This window comes from Brachybacterium saurashtrense (assembly GCF_003355475.1).
Classification (GTDB): Bacteria; Actinomycetota; Actinomycetes; order Actinomycetales; family Dermabacteraceae; genus Brachybacterium; species Brachybacterium saurashtrense.
Map to the genome: position 1 here is coordinate 836,433 of NZ_CP031356.1, position 17,794 is coordinate 854,226.

General features: G+C 70.7%; 17 protein-coding genes, 1 tRNA gene, 2 pseudogenes and 1 other annotated feature. Of the genes and pseudogenes, 9 read left to right on the forward strand and 11 right to left on the reverse strand.

All coding sequences use genetic code 11. The annotated features are described in order from the left end of the window. Nucleotides 1-16: 16 nt before the first annotated feature. Nucleotides 17-679: a 5-formyltetrahydrofolate cyclo-ligase gene (locus DWV08_RS03790; RefSeq protein WP_115412590.1), complete on the reverse strand. Its 663-nt coding sequence runs from the start codon at nt 677-679 to the stop codon at nt 17-19. A gap of 77 nt (nt 680-756) precedes the next feature. Here DWV08_RS03790 and DWV08_RS03795 point away from each other — a divergent pair, with 77 nt between their 5' ends. The 6 genes from DWV08_RS03795 (at nt 757) to DWV08_RS03820 (ending at nt 6,148) form a co-directional block, all read left to right on the forward strand. After that, nucleotides 757-1,383 carry a GNAT family N-acetyltransferase gene (locus DWV08_RS03795; protein WP_115412591.1) on the forward strand — a complete coding sequence of 209 codons (627 nt, stop codon included), beginning with the start codon at nt 757-759 and terminating at the stop codon, nt 1,381-1,383. Nucleotides 1,384-1,419: 36 nt separating this feature from the next. Next, on the forward strand, nt 1,420-2,313 hold the full coding sequence (locus DWV08_RS03800) for a hypothetical protein (RefSeq protein ID WP_115412592.1): 894 nt from the start codon (nt 1,420-1,422) through the stop codon (nt 2,311-2,313). A 1-nt stretch (nt 2,314) separates the two neighbouring features. Next, nucleotides 2,315-3,526, forward strand: coding sequence for an alanine racemase (locus DWV08_RS03805; protein WP_115412593.1), 1,212 nt, complete (start codon nt 2,315-2,317; stop codon nt 3,524-3,526). Then, the gene (locus DWV08_RS03810) at nt 3,523-4,842 is read left to right on the forward strand and encodes a D-arabinono-1,4-lactone oxidase (RefSeq protein WP_115412594.1); all 1,320 of its coding nucleotides are present in this window, start codon (nt 3,523-3,525) and stop codon (nt 4,840-4,842) included. The genes DWV08_RS03805 and DWV08_RS03810 overlap by 4 nt, the downstream gene beginning before the upstream one ends. Before the next feature lie 135 nt (nt 4,843-4,977). Continuing rightward, nucleotides 4,978-5,934 carry an inositol monophosphatase family protein gene (locus DWV08_RS03815; protein WP_115412595.1) on the forward strand — a complete coding sequence of 319 codons (957 nt, stop codon included), beginning with the start codon at nt 4,978-4,980 and terminating at the stop codon, nt 5,932-5,934. Between the two features lie 141 nt (nt 5,935-6,075). Next, nucleotides 6,076-6,148 (forward strand) — tRNA-Ala (locus tag DWV08_RS03820). A 553-nt stretch (nt 6,149-6,701) separates the two neighbouring features. On the opposite strand, the pseudogene DWV08_RS17400 reads toward DWV08_RS03820, so the two are convergent. From DWV08_RS17400 to DWV08_RS03865, 8 genes and pseudogenes are all read right to left on the reverse strand, one after another. Next, nucleotides 6,702-6,851, reverse strand: a pseudogene (locus DWV08_RS17400) (recombinase zinc beta ribbon domain-containing protein); the annotation flags it as partial. A 36-nt stretch (nt 6,852-6,887) separates the two neighbouring features. Further along, complete coding sequence (locus tag DWV08_RS03835) at nt 6,888-7,838, reverse strand: recombinase family protein (RefSeq protein WP_115412596.1); 951 nt, start codon at nt 7,836-7,838, stop codon at nt 6,888-6,890. 153 nt (nt 7,839-7,991) lie between these two features. Further along, nucleotides 7,992-8,192, reverse strand: a complete 201-nt coding sequence (locus DWV08_RS03840; RefSeq protein ID WP_115414896.1) for a hypothetical protein — start codon at nt 8,190-8,192, stop codon at nt 7,992-7,994. 5 nt (nt 8,193-8,197) lie between these two features. Continuing rightward, entirely contained in the window at nt 8,198-8,833 is a 636-nt protein-coding gene (locus DWV08_RS03845) for a hypothetical protein (protein ID WP_115412597.1), read from the reverse strand. Between the two features lie 16 nt (nt 8,834-8,849). Next, nucleotides 8,850-9,329: a single-stranded DNA-binding protein gene (locus DWV08_RS03850; protein WP_115412598.1), complete on the reverse strand. Its 480-nt coding sequence runs from the start codon at nt 9,327-9,329 to the stop codon at nt 8,850-8,852. 36 nt (nt 9,330-9,365) lie between these two features. Then, nucleotides 9,366-10,612 (reverse strand): annotated as a pseudogene (locus DWV08_RS03855) (IS3 family transposase). Continuing rightward, nucleotides 10,206-10,334: a sequence feature (AL1L pseudoknot), on the reverse strand. (Overlaps the previous pseudogene by 129 nt.) A 5-nt stretch (nt 10,613-10,617) precedes the next feature. Further along, nucleotides 10,618-11,334, reverse strand: coding sequence for an MFS transporter (locus DWV08_RS03860; RefSeq protein ID WP_115412599.1), 717 nt, complete (start codon nt 11,332-11,334; stop codon nt 10,618-10,620). 79 nt (nt 11,335-11,413) lie between these two features. Beyond that, the gene (locus tag DWV08_RS03865; protein ID WP_115414897.1) at nt 11,414-11,971 is read right to left on the reverse strand and encodes a carboxymuconolactone decarboxylase family protein; all 558 of its coding nucleotides are present in this window, start codon (nt 11,969-11,971) and stop codon (nt 11,414-11,416) included. 98 nt (nt 11,972-12,069) lie between these two features. On the opposite strand from DWV08_RS03865, the gene DWV08_RS03870 reads away from it, so the two are divergent. Continuing rightward, entirely contained in the window at nt 12,070-12,651 is a 582-nt protein-coding gene (locus DWV08_RS03870; protein ID WP_115412600.1) for a TetR/AcrR family transcriptional regulator, read from the forward strand. On the opposite strand, the gene DWV08_RS03875 is transcribed toward DWV08_RS03870, so the two are convergent. Then, on the reverse strand, nt 12,648-13,019 hold the full coding sequence (locus DWV08_RS03875) for a winged helix-turn-helix transcriptional regulator (RefSeq protein WP_115412601.1): 372 nt from the start codon (nt 13,017-13,019) through the stop codon (nt 12,648-12,650). The two genes, DWV08_RS03870 and DWV08_RS03875, sit on opposite strands and share 4 nt — an antisense overlap. A 63-nt stretch (nt 13,020-13,082) precedes the next feature. Between DWV08_RS03875 and DWV08_RS03880 the strand changes: the two genes are divergently transcribed. Both DWV08_RS03880 and DWV08_RS03885 read left to right on the forward strand, forming a co-directional pair. Beyond that, nucleotides 13,083-13,925, forward strand: a complete 843-nt coding sequence (locus tag DWV08_RS03880; RefSeq protein ID WP_115412602.1) for an NmrA family NAD(P)-binding protein — start codon at nt 13,083-13,085, stop codon at nt 13,923-13,925. A 114-nt stretch (nt 13,926-14,039) separates the two neighbouring features. After that, nucleotides 14,040-15,035 (forward strand): MBL fold metallo-hydrolase, encoded by a 996-nt coding sequence (locus DWV08_RS03885; RefSeq protein ID WP_115412603.1) that lies wholly within the window; start codon nt 14,040-14,042, stop codon nt 15,033-15,035. A gap of 136 nt (nt 15,036-15,171) precedes the next feature. Here DWV08_RS03885 and DWV08_RS03890 read toward each other — a convergent pair whose 3' ends face one another. Beyond that, on the reverse strand, nt 15,172-17,757 hold the full coding sequence (locus DWV08_RS03890; protein ID WP_115412604.1) for an excinuclease ABC subunit UvrA: 2,586 nt from the start codon (nt 17,755-17,757) through the stop codon (nt 15,172-15,174). Nucleotides 17,758-17,794 lie beyond the last annotated feature (37 nt).

Sequence of the window (17,794 nt, forward strand, 5' to 3'; positions counted from 1 at the left end):
TACGACCGGCGAGGGCTCACGCGCGCGCGGACGTGACCAGCGAGACGAGCCCGTCTGCCGTGAGCACCTCGGGGATCGGCACGTCGTGCACGCCCCGGGGCAGGGTGCCGGCGGGCAGCAGCTCCTCGGGATGGACGACGGCCACCACCCGGGTGCCCGGGCCGAGGCCGTCGAGCGCGCGGTCGTAGTAGCCGGCGCCGTGCCCGATCCTGGTGCAGGAGCGGTCCACCGCCACCGCCGGGGCGAGCACCAGCACGGCGCTCTGCAGTGCGCGGGGCCCCAGCCGCTCCCCGGCGGGCTCCTTCCCGAAGCCGCGGCCGGGGGAGTCCTGGAAGGGCGTGCTCCCGTCCCAGACGATCCACTCGAGCTCGTCGCCGGCGGCGGCCGGGAACGCCAGGCGTGCCCCGGCCTCGACCAGCCGGCGCGCCAGCGGCAGCACGTCGGCCTCCGTCGGCGTGGGGTGGAAGGCCGCCACCAGAGGGGCCGGGTCGCCGCGCCGGCCGGCCTCCGCCGCCGCCTGCTCCACCTCGGCGAGGAGCGGTGCGGCGTGCTCGAGCAGACGCTCCGCCTCTCGGGCGCGCAGCGCCGCCCCGTCCTCGCCGTGGGAGCGCGCGGTGCGCGCGGCCCGCAGCTGCCGGCGCAGCGCCTGCTTGCGCGTGGTCGTGGTCTCGTCGTCCATCTGCTCAGCCTGGCACAGCGGCCGGTGCGGCGCGCCCCGCCCGCGGCACCGGCGGCGGGCGCGTCTACGATGACGCGATGGTTCACGTCTGGCCGCTGACCCTGCGCGACGGGGAGATCGCCCTGCGCCCGCTGCGGCGCCGCGACCGCACGGCCTTCGACCGGCTCCGGCGGCGCAACGCGGGCTGGCTGCGCCCGTGGGACGCCACCGACCCGGAGGATCCGGGCCGGGTGCTCGACTTCGCCAGCCTGCGCCGCTGGAACCATCAGCAGGCGCGGCTGGGGACGTCCCTGCCGCTGGCGATCAGGGTGCACGGGGTGCTTGCCGGGCAGATCACGGCCGGGCCCATCCAGTACGGGGCGGTGCGCTCCGCCGTGCTCGGCTACTGGATCGATCGGGACACCGCCGGCCGCGGGGTGGTGCCGCGGGCGGCGGCGCTGCTCATCGACCACCTGTTCGCCGAGCTCGGGCTGCACCGGGTGGAGGCGACGGTGCGTCCCGAGAACGGGGCGAGCCTGCGGGTGGCGGAGAAGCTGCACCTGCGGTCGGAGGGGATGCGGCGCTCCGCGATTCACGTGGACGGGGCCTGGCGGGACCACCTCGTCTTCGCCCTCACCGCGGAGGAGGTGCCCACCGGCGAGGACGGCCGCGGCGTGCTGCGTCGGCTGCATCACGAGTTTCCGCACGACACGCCCGTGATGTGACCAGGGGAATCACATCGGTGTCACTAGGGTGTCGGTGTGGAGACGATCAACCTCGGAGCCGTGCTGTTCGGCATCCTGCTGCTGCTGTGGCTGGTGTACGCCCTGCCGCGCACCGCGAGCCGTCGTGACGTGATGGGCAGGGCCCATGCCGCCGACCGCGCCGAGATGACCTCCCAGGCGCGGGACCTCTCCGCGGCCGTCCACGCCCGCCGCACCACGTCCCAGGAGAACCCGCCCATGTCCCAGGATCGCCTGCTGCTGCGCCCCGCCGACCCGACCCGCCGCCCGCGCTTCGACGCCGATCCGGGCACCCGCATCGACCCGGTGCAGGAGCGGGCGCGCTCGCGCCGCCTGCTGGGCCTGGTGCTCGCCGGCCTGCTGGCCGTGACCGGCGTGCTCACCGCCCTCGCCGTCACGGGCGTGCTCGCCTGGTGGCTGCCGCTGATCGCCCTCGGCGGCGTGGCCGCGTACCTGGTGGGGCTGCGCCGCGCGGAGCTCGAGCGACGCGCCCGCCTGATCCGCGCCGCCACCCGGGCCCGCGAGGAGCGCAGCCGGGCCGAGGCCGCGCACCGCCGTGCCGCCGCGGGCCCCGCCGCCGCTCCCGCCACGAACTCGGCGGAGTCCCGGGCGCAGGCCGCGAGCACCGAGGGGGCGCCGCGCCCCGCCCTCGAGGCCACCGCCGAGCGCGCCGCGGAGCAGGTGGCCCGGCCGGGGGAGTGGACCCCCCGCCCGGTGCCGCGCCCCACCTACGCGCTGCGCGGCGAGGTGGACGACCTCGCCAGCCGGCATGCCGCGCACCGCGCGAGCCTCCTCGCCGCCCCGGTGCCGCTGGAGAGCGAGAGGGTGGAGGAGCTCGAGGCGATCGACGAGGGCTTCGCCCCCGCCCAGGACCTGCAGCTCGACGAGATCCTGGCCCGCCGCCGGGCCTGACATGCCCCTCCCGCGCGACCTCCGCCGCCTCGACGCGCTGCTGGTGCGGGAGGGCTGGTGCGAGCGTCCGATGGCGGTGCTCGACCTCGACGCGTTCGACGCGAACGCGGCGGACCTCGCCCGCCGCGCCGGCGGCACCCCGGTGCGCGTGGCCTCCAAGTCGCTCCGGGTGCGCGCCCTGCTCGAGCGGGCACTGGCCCGCCCGGGATTCGCCGGGATCCTCGCCTACACCCTCCCCGAGGCGCTCTGGCTGGTGCACCACGGCGCCCGGGACGTGGTGGTCGCCTATCCCACCGCGGAGCGCGGGGCGCTTCGCCGCCTCGCCGCTGATCCCGCCTGTCTGCGCGCGATCACCCTGATGGTCGACGAGATCGCGCAGCTGGACCTCCTCCTCGAGGCCACGGCGGATCTCGCTCCTCGCGCCGGGGATCTGCGCCTGCGCGTCGCGCTCGAGGTGGACGTCTCCTACGCCCCGCTGCCGGGCGTGCGCCTGGGCGCGCTGCGCTCCCCGCAGCGCAGTCCCGCCCAGGTCACGGCGCTCGCGCAGCAGGTGCTGTCCCGGCCGCGCCTGCACCTGGTGGGTTTGATGGCCTACGAGGGGCAGATCGCCGGGGTGGGGGATGCCGCCCGCAGTCCCCGGGGCGCGGCCGTCCGGGCGATGAAGCGGCTCTCGCGCGCGGACGTCGCGGCGCGCCGCGCAGAGGCGGTCGCGGCGGTGCAGGCGCTCACGGCGCTGGAGTTCGTCAACGGCGGCGGGACCGGGTCGGTGGAGTCCACCGTCGCCGAGGAGGCGGTCACCGAGGTCGCCGCGGGGTCCGGCCTGATCGGCCCGGGCCTGTTCGACCACTACCGCGGTGTCCGTCCGCGCCCGGCGCTGCACCTGGGCGTGAGCGTGGTGCGGCGGCCCGCCCCCGGCGTCGCGACCCTGCTGGGCGGCGGCTGGATCGCCAGCGGCGTGCCGGGGGCGGACCGCCTGCCCGCCCTCGCGCATCCTCCCGGTCTCGCCTACGCGCCGCAGGAGGCGGCCGGCGAGGTGCAGACCCCGGTGCGCGGTAGGGCCGCAGACGAGCTGCGAGTGGGGGACACCGTGTGGCTGCGCCATGCGAAGGCGGGGGAGCCGGCCGAGCACGTGAACCGCTACGTGCTGGTGCAGGGCGAGGAGGTGGTCGGCTCCGTCCCGACCTACCGCGGCGAGGGGGCGTCCTTCCTGTGAGCACGCCTCCGCGACGCCCCGCGCGCCACCGCACCTGGAGCGGGGCGGTGCGCTGGAGCCCGCAGCAGGTGCTGCGGCCCACCACGACCGACGGCGTGGTCGCCGCGGTGCGGACCGCGCGCGCCCGCGGCTGCGCCCTGCGGGTGCTGGGCGCCGGGCACTCCTTCTCCGCCCTCGCCGCGACCGACGGGATCACCCTCTCCCTCGACGGCCTCCAGGGACTCGTCCGCGCGGACCCGCGCACCGGGCTGGCCACCGTCCGCGGCGGCACCCGGCTGTGGGTGCTCGCGGACCTCCTGGCCCCGCACGGACTCGCGCTGTCGGTGATGGGGGACATCGACCGCCAGTCGCTCGCCGGCGCGATCCAGACCGGCACCCACGGCACCGGGGCGCGCTTCACCGGCTTCGCCGCGATGGTGCGCGCGCTGCGCCTGGTGCTCGCCGACGGCTCCGTGGTGGAGACCTCCCCGTCCCGCGACCCGCAGCTGTTCGAGGCCGCGCGGCTGGGGCTGGGCACGCTCGGGGTGGTGCTCGAGGTGACCGTGCAGTGCGTGCCCCGCTACCGTCTCGAACTGGTCGAGCGCACGGTGCCGTGGGACGCGGGGGTCGGCGGGTTCCTCGCGGACTCCGCGCGCGCCGACCACTACGAGCTGTTCTGGTTCCCCCGCACCGACCGCGTCACCGCCCGCACCATGCACCGCCTGCCGGCCGCCGCGCCCCGGGAGCGGCCCGCCCGCGCGCTCGAGCTCCTCCAGCAGGAGGTCCTGGGCAACGGGGTGTGGGAGGCGCTGTGCCGCGGCGCCGCGCTGGCCCCGCCGCTGTCACGGCCCGTCGCCGAGCTCGCCTCGCTCGTGTTCGCCGGGCCGCGGGTGGTGGACGACTCCGCCGCGGTGTACGTGGCCCCGCGCCGGGTGCGCTTCCACGAGTCCGAGTGGGCGCTGCCCGCGGAATGCGCCGAGGAGGCGCTGGCGGCGCTGCGGGAGCGCTTCGCAGCGGAACGGGTGCGCGTCACCTTCCCGCTCGAGATCCGCCGCGCCGCGGCCGACGACGTCTGGCTCTCCACCGCCCACGGCCGGGACACCGTCTACATCGCCGCGCACCGCTACCACCGCGAGGAGCCCGGGCCCTATCTCCTGCTCGTCCAGCGCACCCTCGCCCGCTTCGGCGCCCGGCCGCACTGGGGGAAGATGCACTGGCTGGGAGCGCGGGAGCTGTCGCAGCGGTATCCGCGCTTCGAGGAGTTCCGCGCCGTGCGCGCCGCGGCGGACCCGGACGGCGTGTTCATGACCCCGTACCTGCGCCACCTGCTGGGGTGAGGGGTCGGGGTGGTCCGGTCCTCGGTCCGCTCGCCACCCCGGCCCGACCCCATCACGTGGCCCGGTCCGCCGTCGGCCCGGTCCGCACCCCGGCCCGCGGCCCCCGGGCTGACCTGGCCCGACTAGCCTGGCGGGGTGAACACCTCCGCGCCCCGCCCCACGCCCGACGCCCCCTCGCACGCAGCCCCCGCCGTCCCCTCGCCCGCCGAGCTGCGGGACATCGCGCTCGCCGCTGCCCACGAGGCCGCCGAGTACCTGCGCGGCCTGGACCGCGACGGCATGGCCCGGGAGTACAAGACCTCCAGCCACGACATCGTCACCGAGCACGACCGCGCCAGCGAGGAGATCATCGTCGCCGCGCTCACGCGCCTGCTGCCCAGGGCCCGCATCGTCGGCGAGGAGGGCGGGGTGCGCCCCGCCGGGCAGGCCGCCGGCGAAGCGGGGGCGTCGGCGGCGGAGGGCGCCGAGGTCGGGCAGGACACCGCCCCGGGCGCGCCGGTGGTGAGCTTCTACGTGGATCCCATCGACGGCACCAGCAACTTCGCCGCCGGGCTGCCGCTGTTCTGCATCTCCATCGGCGTGGCCGTGGGCGATGAGCTGGTGGCCGGCGTGATCGACGCGCCGATCCTGGGGCAGGTGTTCGCCGCGGCCGACGGCGACGCCACCCTCAACGGCCGGGTGCTCGCCCCGCGCCCCACCCGGCCCGCGCCGGACGCCCTGGTGCTCTCCGGCTTCCCGGGCCAGCGCACCGGCTCCCAGCACCCGGAGTACGCGGCGCGCGGGGCGCGCCGCCTCGAGGACTCCGTCTCCGCGGTGCGGCACCTCGGCTCCGCCGCGCTGGAGCTCGCCTACGTCGCGGCCGGCTGGGCGGACGCCACCGCCCTCACCGCCATCAACTCCTGGGACGTGGCGGCCGGTTTCCATATCCTGCGCCGCGCAGGCGGGTCGCTGCGCACCTGGCCGGGCGCCGACGGCCTCGAGCGCCCGGACCACCTGCAGCCCGCCTACGTGGCGTGCACCGGGCAGGAGCGCCTCGAGGTGCTCGACGCGCTGCAGCAGGAGCTGCAGGAGCTGCGCAGCGCGACGCGCTGAGACGGGCGAGCCGCCCGCCGCGGCGGCGGGCGTCGCAGCGTCTGCTGCTGCGGCGGGCGCTGTGACCTTCGTCAAGGCGCCTGTCTCGATGCGACAGCACCGCTGCGCCGGTGCTAACCTGACGAGGTCGCCGAGCGACATGGGGCTATGGCGCAGTTGGTAGCGCGTCTCGTTCGCAATGAGAAGGTCGGGGGTTCGAATCCCCCTAGCTCCACGTAAGTTGAGAAAATCGCAACCTGCCCCGTCTGATGACGGGGCAGGTTCGTTTTTGCGTAGACGTCGCTGGTCACGACGGTGCCCGCGTGGGCGAGGACGCTGGCGACGGGCTCGTCGGGCGTGTAGCTGACGTGCTCGTCTTCGTCGATGATGATCTTGGTGAACAGTGCCCGGTTGAGCATGCGGCGTTCAGCGGGCTCGGCCTTGGCGTAGAGATCCCCGAGGTCGGTGAGGATGTCGGCGATCTGATCGAGCCCGGCGCGCGCGGCGGCGTAGGTGTCGGTGAGGCTGTCGAGCCGGTTATTGATCGCGTCGAGGCTGATGCGGATCCGGTCTTGCTCGCTCTTGAGGAGGTCGAGGGGGATCGCGTCGGCGTAGTGGGCCTGGACGATCTTGAGGCGCTCGGCTTCGACCTTGTCCCGCTGCGTTTCGAGGAGCTTGCGTTCGTCGTCGCTGGAGGATTCGAGCTCGTCGAACACCTGGTTCAACACGCTGCGCACCTGGTCGGCTTCTTCGGCGGTGAGGGCGCTGGTGTTGTAGGTAGATTCGATCTGCCGCTCGATGCGGTCGGCGAGGATCGCAGACCGAGTGCAGGCTGTGCGCTTACGGCGCCGTCCGGCGCAGGTGAAGTACTCGTACCGGTCGCCTTGCTTGTCGCGGGGTCGTTCGATCATGAGCTTGGCGCCGCAGGAGCAGTACAGGCTGCCCTTGAGGTAGTGGTCGTACTTCTGAGGCCGTTAACCTTTGGCGTTCGTCGCGTCGAGCTCGGTCTGCACCCGCAGCCAGGTCTCGGAGTCGACGAGTGGTTCGTGGGCGCCGTCGTAGGTGACACCGCGGAACGTGACCGTGCCCTGGTAGTAGGGGTTGGTGAGGATCTTGTGCAACCCGGTCGTCGTGACGGGCTTGGATGGCTGCGACGGCGTCGGTCGGGTCGTCAGCCCGCGGGTCTCGAGCTCGCGGGCGAGGGAGGACAGGGACCAGGCGCCGGTGGCGTAGGCGGTGAACGCGAACCGCACCAGGTCCGCCCGCTCAGGGTCGACTTTGATGTCGCGGACCTCGCGGCCTTTCGCATCGGCGGTGCGGACGTTGAGGTATCCGATCGGGGCCTTGGTGGGGGTGCCGCCGATGGTGGCCTTCTGGGTCATGCACTTGACGACTTCTTGGGCGAGGTTGAGGGAGTAGAACTCGGCCATCGAGGCGAGGATGCCGTGCATCAGCATCCCCGATGGGGTCTCGTCGATGTTCTCTGCGACCGAGACGAGCTGGATGTTCGCGCCGCGGAGGGTGGCGTGGATGATCGCGTCATCGAGACGGTTCCGGGCGAGCCGGTCGACCTTGTTGATGATGCAGGACCGGACCGGGTTTGCCGCGACGTACTCCAGCATCTCCTGCAGCGCGCGGCGGCGAGCGGTCTTCGCGGATTCGCCGGGTTCGATAAACTCCTTGACGATGACGGCGCCGAGCTGTTCGGCCTTCCGGGCCGCGGCTTCACGCTGAGCGGGGATGGACAGGCCTTCTTCTTGTCCGAACCGGGTGGCCTGGTCCTTGGTGGAGACCCGCAGGTAGGAGACCGCCGGCACCAGCCCGTCCGCCGCCTCGGCGGGAGCCGTGATGCTGTGGTTGCTGCCTGTGGCGAGGGATCGCAGTGTGGCGAGGTCGATCCCGTCGGGGAGGTCGAGGAGCGTCATGACGTGACCGCCTTTCGAAGGGCCCAACCCGTGGTTGGGCGGCTCGAGGCGCCGGGATGGCGGTCACGTCAGGAAGCGAAAGGAACACCCCGCGAGGGGTTTAGAAGTCGGGTGCCAGCGACGCCGATGTTTCGTCGTGGAACACGACTGATTCTATCGACGTGCCGTGAGCAGGTCACGGAGGTAGGCGCCGGCCTCGCCGGTCGGGGTGGTGTCGTTGGCGGAGCGGATGGCGATGCGGATGAGGACCTCGGCGATCTTCTCCGCGTCGATCTGCTCGCGGCGCTCGTAGCGGACACGGACCGGCCGGTCAGCTGCCGGCCGATCCGTCTTCCGCTGGTAGGTCCGTGCCACCGGGATCACCGCTCCTGCAGGCGCCGGTGATCCCGGAGCTCGCCGGTGGCTTCATCGAGGGTGGCGTAGAACGCGTCCTCGGCTTCCTGGCGTTGGCGGACCTGGTTGCGGACGAAGTCGACGAACTCCGCATCCCGGTCCGAGATGACCACGTCCTCCGCGGCGGGTGCAGGGTCTTCACCGGGCCAGGTGGTCTGCCGGGTGGGTCGGTCGCGGTCGAGCCGGGTGCCGGAGGCGGCGACCCAGTCCCGTAGCCGGGCGCGGGTGTCGGCGAAGTCGCGATGCCATCCGAGTGGGGCGGAGCCGTTCTGGTCGGGGTCGTAGGCGCACAGCCAGTGCAGGTGGAGTGCGGACAGTTCCCAGAGGAGCTCGGGGTGGTGGTGCCAGAACGGCGGGATCACCGAGGCGGGGAGGCCGTAGGTGTGGCGGAGCCAGTCGACCCACCGGTTCAGCTCCAGCCATTCTTGCTCCAGATCGTGCGCTGAGAGCAGGTTCCAGTTCACCGGATGCGGCGGCTCCCCAGGCACATCGTCCTGCGACGGGCCGAGGTCGTCTCCATCGAACTCGTCGTAGTCGTCGAGGTCGGCCTCGTCTGGATCGATGTCATCGGGCTCACCGGGCACGGGTGTCTGCTCGTTCATGATCGTCGCCCTTCGCTTACTGTCCGAGGACCGGCGCGGCTGCGGTCTGTCGCGCTTGCTGGGGCTGTTGGGGTGGATCGAACGGCCGAACCTGTTCCCGGTTCTGCTCTCCGTTCTGTTCCCGGGCGGGGCTGTCGCGCTCGACGGTCTGCGCCTGGTGGCGGGGTGTGCGGTCGACGTCGTAGCGGGTGCGGGCGGTGTCGTGGCCGATCTTCTTGGCGACGAATTCCTCGCCTTCGATCTGCTGGCCCTCGCGTTCGTAGGAGTAGTCGTGGGTGTAGCCCTCGGCGACGAACTGGTCGCCCTTGGTGAACCGCTCGTAGGCGCGTTCCGCGGTCGCCCGATACAGGACGAGGTTCCCGAAGGAGGGCTCGAGCTTGGTGAACTCGCCGTTCTCCTCGCGCCGGTAGTTCTCCTGTCCGAAGCGGGCGTAGAACCGGGCCTCGCCACGCTCGGTGTAGGTCAGCTGCGGGTCGGTGGCGATGAATCCCGACAAGGACTGCTGGGTGCGAATTGTATCGCCCCGGGTCTGTTAGAGGCTCGCAAGTGCCGCGTCGGCGGTCGCCGGCACGGTCTGGTGGCGATGGTAGTTCTCCTCGAGCTCGACGGGCGGGATCATGCCGATCTCGCCGTGCAGGCGGCGGTGATTGAACCAGTCGATGTACTCCGCGGTCGCGATCTCGAGCTCGTCGATGTTCTTCCAGGGCCCGTGGTTGCGGACCAGCTCCGCCTTGAAGAGCGAGTTGAAGGCCTCGGCCAGGGCGTTGTCATAGGAGTCGCCGGTCGAACCGACCGAGGCCACTGCCCCAGCCTCGGCGAGGCGCTGGGTGTAGCGGACGGCGACGTACTGGACCCCCTTGTCGCTGTGGTGCGTGAGCCCGGAGACGTCCTGGCCTGCGTACTCACGGGTCCAGATCCCCATCTCCAGCGCGTCCAGGGCGAGGTCGGTCCGCAGGGACTGCGACAGCTGCCAGCCGACCACACGGCGGGAGAACACATCGATGACGAACGCGGCATACACCCAGCCCGCGAACGTGCGGCAATACGTGATGTCCGCGACCCACAGCTGATTCGGCCTCGTCGCAGTGAAGTCGCGTTCGACCAGGTCAGCGCGAGTGTCTGGGCCGTCGCCGGGGCGTGTGGTGCGTGGGCCTTTCTCTCGGCTGATGCCGCGCAGCCCGTCGGCTCTCATCAGTCGTTCCACGGTGCAGCGCGCGACCGCGATGCCTTCCCGGCGCAGCTGAGCGTGGAGCTTCTTCGCGCCGTAGACCCCGAAGTTCTTCGCGTGCACGCGCCGGATATAGACCAGCAGTTCCTTGTCCCGGATCGCTCGCTTCGAGGGCGGGCGGGTCTTGAACGCGTAGTAGGTGCTCGGCGCGATCTGGGTGCCCGCTGCGGTGAGCGTGCGGCAGATCGGCCAGGCGCCGAACTCGTGCTTGTGCTGGTCGATGAACGTCACGATCATCGCGGTGGGCGGTCGAGCTCCGCTGCGAAAAAAGCCGAGGCCGACTTCAGAATCGCGTTCGCCCGGCGCAGCTCGCGCACTTCCTTCTCCAGCTCAGCGAGCCGCTCGGCGTCGCTGGTCGTGGTCCCGAGTCGGTGGCCCTCGTCGATCTCGGCCTGCACGACCCAGTTCCTCAACGTTTCGGGCTTGATCCCGAGCTGCTCGCCCACACGGCGGAACGTTCCCGACCTCGTCGCTGGATCCCGTCGCGCGTCCACGGCCATCCTCGTGGCCCTCTCCCGAAGTTCATCGGGGTACTTCCTCGGTGCTGCCATGCTCCTCATCCTCCCGTGGGATCAGAGCCTCCACCAGACCCGGGGCGATTCAAGAGCTCCCACATGTGACCGAAGTACCCGATGTTCGCTAGCCGTGGCCGCAGTTGCCGGAACATCTCCACGACATACTGAGGCCGCGGTCGCGCGGTGGCCGCGAGATGCGGACCGGGCCGGACGATCAGCCCAGCCACGGCCGCGCCGGCGATGCCGAGCGCTGCCGCGATCGACAACACCTGTTGCCAGGCCGGGTGCCCCAGGGCTCCGATGAAGTGTGGAAGTGCCGACCCAACGGTGAGTGCTCCGATGAGGGTGCGGACAGCCAGCCCTCTCGACGCCGCCGGAAACCACGACGCCATCAGCTTGATCCCCACTGGATACACGCCGGCCAGGAAGCACCCGGTCGCAATGCGGAGTGACGCGGTGGCGATGAAGCCGTCGGCGAGCACAGGGATCGCGATGGTGCTGGCGGCTGCCCCGACAGCAGAACCCGCCATGAGCCGGTGTGGGGGTACGCGGTCGGCGAGGTTCACGAACGCAGATGCGACGGCGCCTGCGACGAATCCGACTTGCACGGTCGAGGTCAGCCAGCTCGCCTCCCAGCTCCCGAGGTCCCACGTGCGCCTCAGGTCGGGCAGGACGGCCGACGCGGAGAACCACAAAGACATCGTCAGGACGAGTGTCAGGGCGATCGCACCGAGCTGAACCGTTCGCGCGCGCGACATTCCGACCCGTTCTGTCAGACCAAGCCGTCGGCCGTGCCGCTCGCAGGCGTCTCCGGGGTGGCGGGGGGAGGAGTCGGCATTATCGGGGCGTTGAGGTCTCGAGCGGAGCGGCGGCGGGCCAGTCGAGATCCACGTCGAGCGCTTCGTTGATGTAGTTGGTGAAGGTGCTCAGTACGACGTTGGCGATGATCTCGACGATTTCTTCGTCGCTCACTCCTGCCGTGCGTGCGTTCAGCAGTGCTGCCTCGTCGACATGGCCGCGCTGCCGCGCGACATCCACGGCCAGGCCGAGGATCGCTGCTTCCCGGGGATCCTGGCTCGTTCCGCGACGAGCCGCATCGATCTCCGTGGGGGAGAGCTTGGTGACGCGTCCCGCGATCGACACGTGTGCCGATCGACAGTACTGGCAGTCGTTGAACTCGGCGATCGCCAAGCTGATGCGCTCGCGCGTCGCCGCCTTCAGCGCACCCTTCGCGAGGGCCGTCGACATGGCCAGATAGGCCTTCAGAGTGCTCGGGCTGTTCGCCATCGCCTTTGCCGTGTTCGGGACGCCGCCCATCACCGACTTCGTCGCCGTGAGTTGCTCGGCTGCCGGGCCGGCCGCGGTTGCCTGGTCCACCAGGGCGATACGTGACATGTGCATGTCTCCTTTGATCAAACAGACAGGTCTGTCCGATCACGCTAGCCGTTCGTCCGCCGTTTGTCGAACAGATCTGTCTGTCCGATACTGGGAAGATGAAGACTCGCAACACGTCTGCGCCGGTGGATCGTCTGCTCGCCACCGCCGATGAGCTCTTCTATGCCGAGGGGATCCGATCCGTGGGGATCGACCGGATCCTCGCCGAGAGCAAGGTGGCTAAGTCCACGCTGTACGCACACTTCCGTACCAAGGAAGATCTCGTCGCCGCCTACCTGCGCCGCCGCGGCAGCACCGCGCAGGCCCGCGTTATTCAGGCGGTCGACCGTCACTCGAAGCAACCGCCCTCAACGCGCGTTCTGGCGGCGTTCGATGTCTTCGCCGAGTTGTTCGCCGAACCCGGATATCGCGGTTGCCCCTTCGCCAACGCGTCCGCGGAGTACCCCCACGATGCCCTCGTCCAGGGAGCCATCGCGGACGACCGGCGATGGCTCCCGGCACTGTTCGCCGACATTCTGCAGGAGGCAACCTCAGAGGAAACGTCCCACGCGCTCGCGCGAGCCTTGGTCCAACTCTACGACGGTGCTGTCGCCGCAGCGCACCTTGACCGCCGGACCGACAGCGCGGCAACCGCACGAGCGACCGCACGGACGCTGCTCGCTGCCCACGCCATTCCCTAGTGCGCGGCGGTATGCGCCGGGTCCTCGTCCTCGTCGAGGCCAAAGACGCTCGCCGGCAGGCTCAGGGCCCAAGTGTTCATGGCCTCGAGGACGGGACGGAGATCCTGTCCAACTGGGGTGAGTTCGTAGACGACCCGGGGTGGGATCTCGGGGTAGGCGGTCCGGGTGACCAAGCCGTGCTTCTCGAACGTCCGCAGTCGGCTGGTCAGGGTGTGGGCGCTGATGCGGGGGAGTGCCTCCGCCAGCTCGTTGAACCGATGGGGGCCCTTGAGGAGCTCTCGCACGATCAGCGTCGCCCACGGGCCGTCGAGCAGGGACAGAAAGCGCGCTACGCCGCACTCCTGTAGGTCACAGTGGTCGAATCTCACAGCTTCAGACTACTCCATTACTGCACTTGATGTAACCAGTGCATGGTGTGCAGTAATGGAGACATGGCATACATCATCCATGGCGCCACTGGTGCTCAAGGCTCTCCCGTTCTGTCCGCTCTCACCGCCGCCGGGCACGCAGCGGTCGCCGCCGTCCGCGATGTGTCGAAGGTCGATGGTGAGGCGATCGCCATCGACAACTCGTCGGCGGACTCCCTCGCTGCCGCGTACGAGGGGGCAGAGGGCATGTTCGTGCATCTCCCGCTCGGCCGGCCCCAAGACCAGGTCGCCTACGCGCAGGCGATCGGCCAGGCTATTCGCCGCACCAAGCCGCCTCGCGTGGTGTTCTCCACGAGCGGCTACACGGCCGACATGTCCGGCCACGGCCAGAACGCGCCGGACGTGCTCATCCGCGAGCTGGCCGAGTCCGGCGTCTCCTACGCGGTGGTCGAACCGCGCCTGTACCTCGAGAACCTTCTTCTCCCTGTCACGCTCGAGCCCGTACGAAGCGAGGGAGCCCTGCGGTACCCGATCCGTGCCGACTATGTGACCTCTTGGAGCTCTCATCTCGACGTCGCCGACGTGGTCGTCCGGCTGCTGACCGATCACACGGTCACGGGAGTTGTCTCGATCGGCGCGCTTCCCGGCCTGGTCGGGGAGGATCTTGCTGCCGGATTCTCCCGCTACCTCGGCGAGACCGTCCGCTTTGAATCGATCACCCCGGCACAGTACGGCGAGCTCATCACCCCGCTGTTCGGTGAAGGGGCCGCAGCTCCCGTGGTGGCCTCCTATGAGCACCGCCGTAAGCAGCCGGGTGAGGTCATTCCCGAGGAACGCTCCGCGCAGACACTGCTCGGCCTCGCGCCCCGCAGTGTCGAGCAGTGGCTGCGAGATCTCGGAATCTGACGTCTCGTTGACAAGACGGCTCCACGGCGGCGGGCCTGCCGTGGAGCCGTTGCGGCGAAGAGCGACCATTACTGCAGTTGACGTAATCGCTGTGTCGTATGCACTAATGGTGTAGTGACCCCTGACACACCTGACTTCGCCAACCGCACAACCGCTCCGCTGCCCACCTACGCGCCGATCCCGCAGGACGCATTCGGGCCGGCCCTGAACGCCCAGGGCTACCACGTCGCCCACATCGACGGCGCCCTCCACTGGGTCACCGACGGCGGCTACCAGGCCATGTTCCTGGCCACCCGCGACGGGGTCGTGCTGGTGGATGCGCCGCCGAGCATCGGGCACAACCTGCACCGTGCGATCGCAGACGTCACCGCGCGCACCGGCACCCCAGGCACCGTGACACACCTGGTGTACTCACATGCTCACGCAGATCACATCGCTGCTGCCGGACTGTTCGGGGAGGATGTGGTCCGCATCGGACACGTCGAGACAGCTCGCCTGTTGCGCGAATACGTCGACGCCGACCGGCCGATCCCGACGGTCACCTTCTCGGACCGGTACACCCTCGAGGTCGGCGGTGAACGCCTCGAACTCGCCTACCACGGGCCGAATCACACGCCCGACAACATCTTCATTCACGTCCCTGACTACGACACGCTCTACGTGGTCGACGTGCTCTACCCGGGCTGGGCTCCGTTCCAGAACCTCGCGCTGTCGCAGGACATCCCGAGCTGGATCGATACAGGACGCCGCATCCTCGACTATGAGTGGACGCGATTCCTCGGCGGTCACGTGGGTCGCATCGGGACCCGCGACGACGCGCAACTGCATGTGGCCTATCTTGAGGACCTTGTCGCCGAAGCGACCACGGTTCTCCACGAGATGGACGCCACGCCGTACTTCCAGGCCTATGGCGCAGCAGGCAACGCCGGGGCCATCATGAAGCACTACTGGGCCGACGCCGCACGAGCAGCTGCAGCACCCGTCGTCGAGCGCTACCGCGACCGGCTGGCCGCCGTCGACGTATGCACGGAGGACAACGCGTTCACCGTCATCTCCTCCCTCATCCACGACCACAACATCACGGGACCCGCCTTCGGTATCCACACCTAGCCCGACGAGGCAACGCCACCGGACTGGCCGAACTAGCCCCGCACGCGCCGCAGCCGAAGCGCATCACACCCGGCCAAGCCGGCATCGAGTGCCGGCATCAGTGCTTCCCGCAGCGGCCGGATGGCGCGGGACACCGTCAGCTTCGGAGGCCATCCGCCGGAGCGGACCGACGCCCGTTCGCGGCGAGGAGCGAAACCAGGTAGCGTCCGGTGACGCTCTCGTCGGATGCCGCGGCGTCCTCCGGTGTTCCGGTGGCGACGATGCGTCCTCCTCGTGTTCCTCCGCCGGGGCCGAGATCGATAACGTGGTCGGCGTTGGCGATCATGTCGAGGTCGTGCTCGATGACGATGATCGTCGCCCCGCGGGCGCGGAGCCGCTCCAGCACCTGGAGAAGCACCCGGGTGTCGAGGGGGTGGAGGCCGACGCTGGGTTCGTCGAGGACGAACAGGGTCTGTGACTGGTCCCGGCCGAGCTCGGTGGCGAGCTTGAGGCGCTGCGCTTCCCCTCCGGACAGGGCGGGAGTGTCCTCGCCGAGGGTCAGGTACCCGAGCCCCAGGTCGATGAGGGTCTGTAGCTTGCGTCGCACCTTCCCCAGGTCCCCGACCTCGGCGATCGCCTGGCGGACTGTCAGCCCGAGGAGATCGGGGAGGGAGATCCGATCGTCGTCGGGGGTGGGACGGGTGATGGCGTGGCCTGCGGGGGAGTACCGGGTGCCGTGGCAGTCGGGGCAGGGGATGTCCACATCGGGCAGGAATTGCACGTCGAGGACGACCTGACCCGTGCCCTCGCAGCGGACACACCGCAGGGAGCCGGTGTTGTAGGAGAAGTCCGCGGCGGTCAGGCCGCGTGAGCGTGCGTCGTCGGTGGCCGCCCAGGCGCGGCGCAGGTCATCGAGCACACCGCTGTACGTCGCGACCGTGGACCGCACATTGGTGCCGATCGGTGTCGCGTCGACGACATCCACCCGGGTGATCCCTGCCGTCTCGAGCGCTGTGACGTGGCTTGGGTGGTGGCCCGTGCCTGCGGTCGCGCGCAGGGCGGGGACGAGGCTGTCGAGGACGAGGGTGGTCTTCCCCGATCCGGACATGCCGGTGACGGCGGTGAGGCATCCGACGGGGATGCGCGCGTGGAGGGCGTGGACGGTGTGGATCGGTGCGGTCGTGATCTCGATCGCGCCCCGCGCGAACGCCTCGGATTCCGCGATGCGCTCGCGCACGATCGCTGGCTCGCGTCCGTCGAGGAACCCGCCGATCAGCGACTCGGGGTGCTGGGCGATGTCGGCCACGGTGCCGGTGGCGAGGACGGTGCCGCCCTCGGCGCCGGAGCCGGGCCCGATCTCGATCATCCAGTCCGCTTCCCGCAGCACCTGCACGTCGTGGTCGACCAGGACGACGGAGTTCCCGTCGGTGAGCAGATCGCGCATGACGCCGATGAGTCCGTCGACGTTCGCGGGGTGCAGCCCGATCGACGGCTCGTCGAGAACGTACAGCACCCCGGTGGTCTGGTTGCGCACGGCGCGGGCGAGCTGTACGCGCTGGCGTTCCCCGGTGGACAGGGTGGAGCTGGCGCGGTCGAGGGCGAGATAGCCCAGCCCGAGCTGGACGAGGCGCTGGGCCATCTCGGTGAACTGCCCGGTGATCATGCGCGCCATCGGGTGCATCTCGACCGGGAGGGTGTCGGGAACGGTGGCGACCCAGTCGATGGCCTCATCCAGGGTCTTCGCGGTGGCTGCGGCGAGGTCGATGCCGGCGACCCGGGTGCCCCGAGCCTTCTCCGACAGGCGCGTGCCGCGGCAGGCGGGGCAGGTCTGGGCGGTGATGAACCGGTTGACCCGCGCGAGCCCTTTCTCGGTGGTGGCCTTGTCCATCGCCTCCTGGACGGCGAGGCGCGCGTTGCGGAAGGTGAAGTTGAGCTCGAAGATCTTGCCGTTCTTCGTCGGGACCGTGATGTGGCCCTTCTCTTCCGGCCCGTGCAGCACGATGTCGCGTTCGGCGTCGGTGAGCTCGGCGAAGGCCACGTCGGTGCGCACGCCGAACTCGGCGACGACCTGGGGCATCACCGTCAGGCCGAACATCTTCCACGGCGCGACCGCGCCCTGCTCGATCGTCAAGGTCGGGTCGGGGATGAGCGTGCCGTCATCGATCTCACGCACGGTCCCGGTGCCGGAACAGGTCTCGCAGGCGCCGTCGGAGTTGAACGCGAGCACCTCGGCGCCCGGCGGGTAGAACACCGCCCCGCATGCCGGGCACGCCAGGTCGAGGTTCGCCGCGACGTCGATCGTCGGATCCAGGCGGTGACCGTTCGGACACAGGTGGGAGCCGAGCCGGGAGAACATCACCCGCAGCACGTTGAGCAGCTCGGTGGACGTCCCGAACGTCGACCGCACCCCGGGCACTGCGGGGCGCTGCCGCAGCGCGAGCGCCGCCGGAACATGCCGGACCGAGTCGACAGCCGCCCGGGTCGCGTGCGACATGCGGCGGCGCGTGTAGGTCGACAGGGCCTCGATGTAGCGCCGCGACCCCTCCGCATACAGCACGCCCATCGCCAGGGACGACTTCCCCGAACCGGACACGCCGGCGATCGCGACGAGCCGCTGCAAGGGCACCTCGACATCGACGTTCTTCAGGTTGTGCACCCGCGCACCCTGCACATGGATCGCGCCCGGGGCGACCGGCGATCCCGGGATGATCGGGGACTCGAGTGTGCTGTGGTCGATGCTCATGTACTCCTCCACGCCGCAGGACGCCACTTTCCGTTCC

Bases quoted from the DNA above. Each gene is read 5' to 3' on its own strand.
- DWV08_RS03890 (WP_115412604.1), bottom strand. From the start codon at position 17,757: ATGAGCATCGACCACAGCACACTCGAGTCCCCGATCATCCCGGGATCG.
- DWV08_RS03845 (WP_115412597.1), bottom strand. From the start codon at position 8,833: ATGAACGAGCAGACACCCGTGCCCGGTGAGCCCGATGACATCGATCCA.
- DWV08_RS03795 (WP_115412591.1), top strand. From the start codon at position 757: ATGGTTCACGTCTGGCCGCTGACCCTGCGCGACGGGGAGATCGCCCTG.
- DWV08_RS03790 (WP_115412590.1), bottom strand. From the start codon at position 679: ATGGACGACGAGACCACGACCACGCGCAAGCAGGCGCTGCGCCGGCAG.
- DWV08_RS03805 (WP_115412593.1), top strand. From the start codon at position 2,315: ATGCCCCTCCCGCGCGACCTCCGCCGCCTCGACGCGCTGCTGGTGCGG.
- DWV08_RS03865 (WP_115414897.1), bottom strand. From the start codon at position 11,971: ATGTCACGTATCGCCCTGGTGGACCAGGCAACCGCGGCCGGCCCGGCA.
- DWV08_RS03880 (WP_115412602.1), top strand. From the start codon at position 13,083: ATGGCATACATCATCCATGGCGCCACTGGTGCTCAAGGCTCTCCCGTT.
- DWV08_RS03860 (WP_115412599.1), bottom strand. From the start codon at position 11,334: ATGTCGCGCGCGCGAACGGTTCAGCTCGGTGCGATCGCCCTGACACTC.
- DWV08_RS03870 (WP_115412600.1), top strand. From the start codon at position 12,070: ATGAAGACTCGCAACACGTCTGCGCCGGTGGATCGTCTGCTCGCCACC.
- DWV08_RS03835 (WP_115412596.1), bottom strand. From the start codon at position 7,838: ATGACGCTCCTCGACCTCCCCGACGGGATCGACCTCGCCACACTGCGA.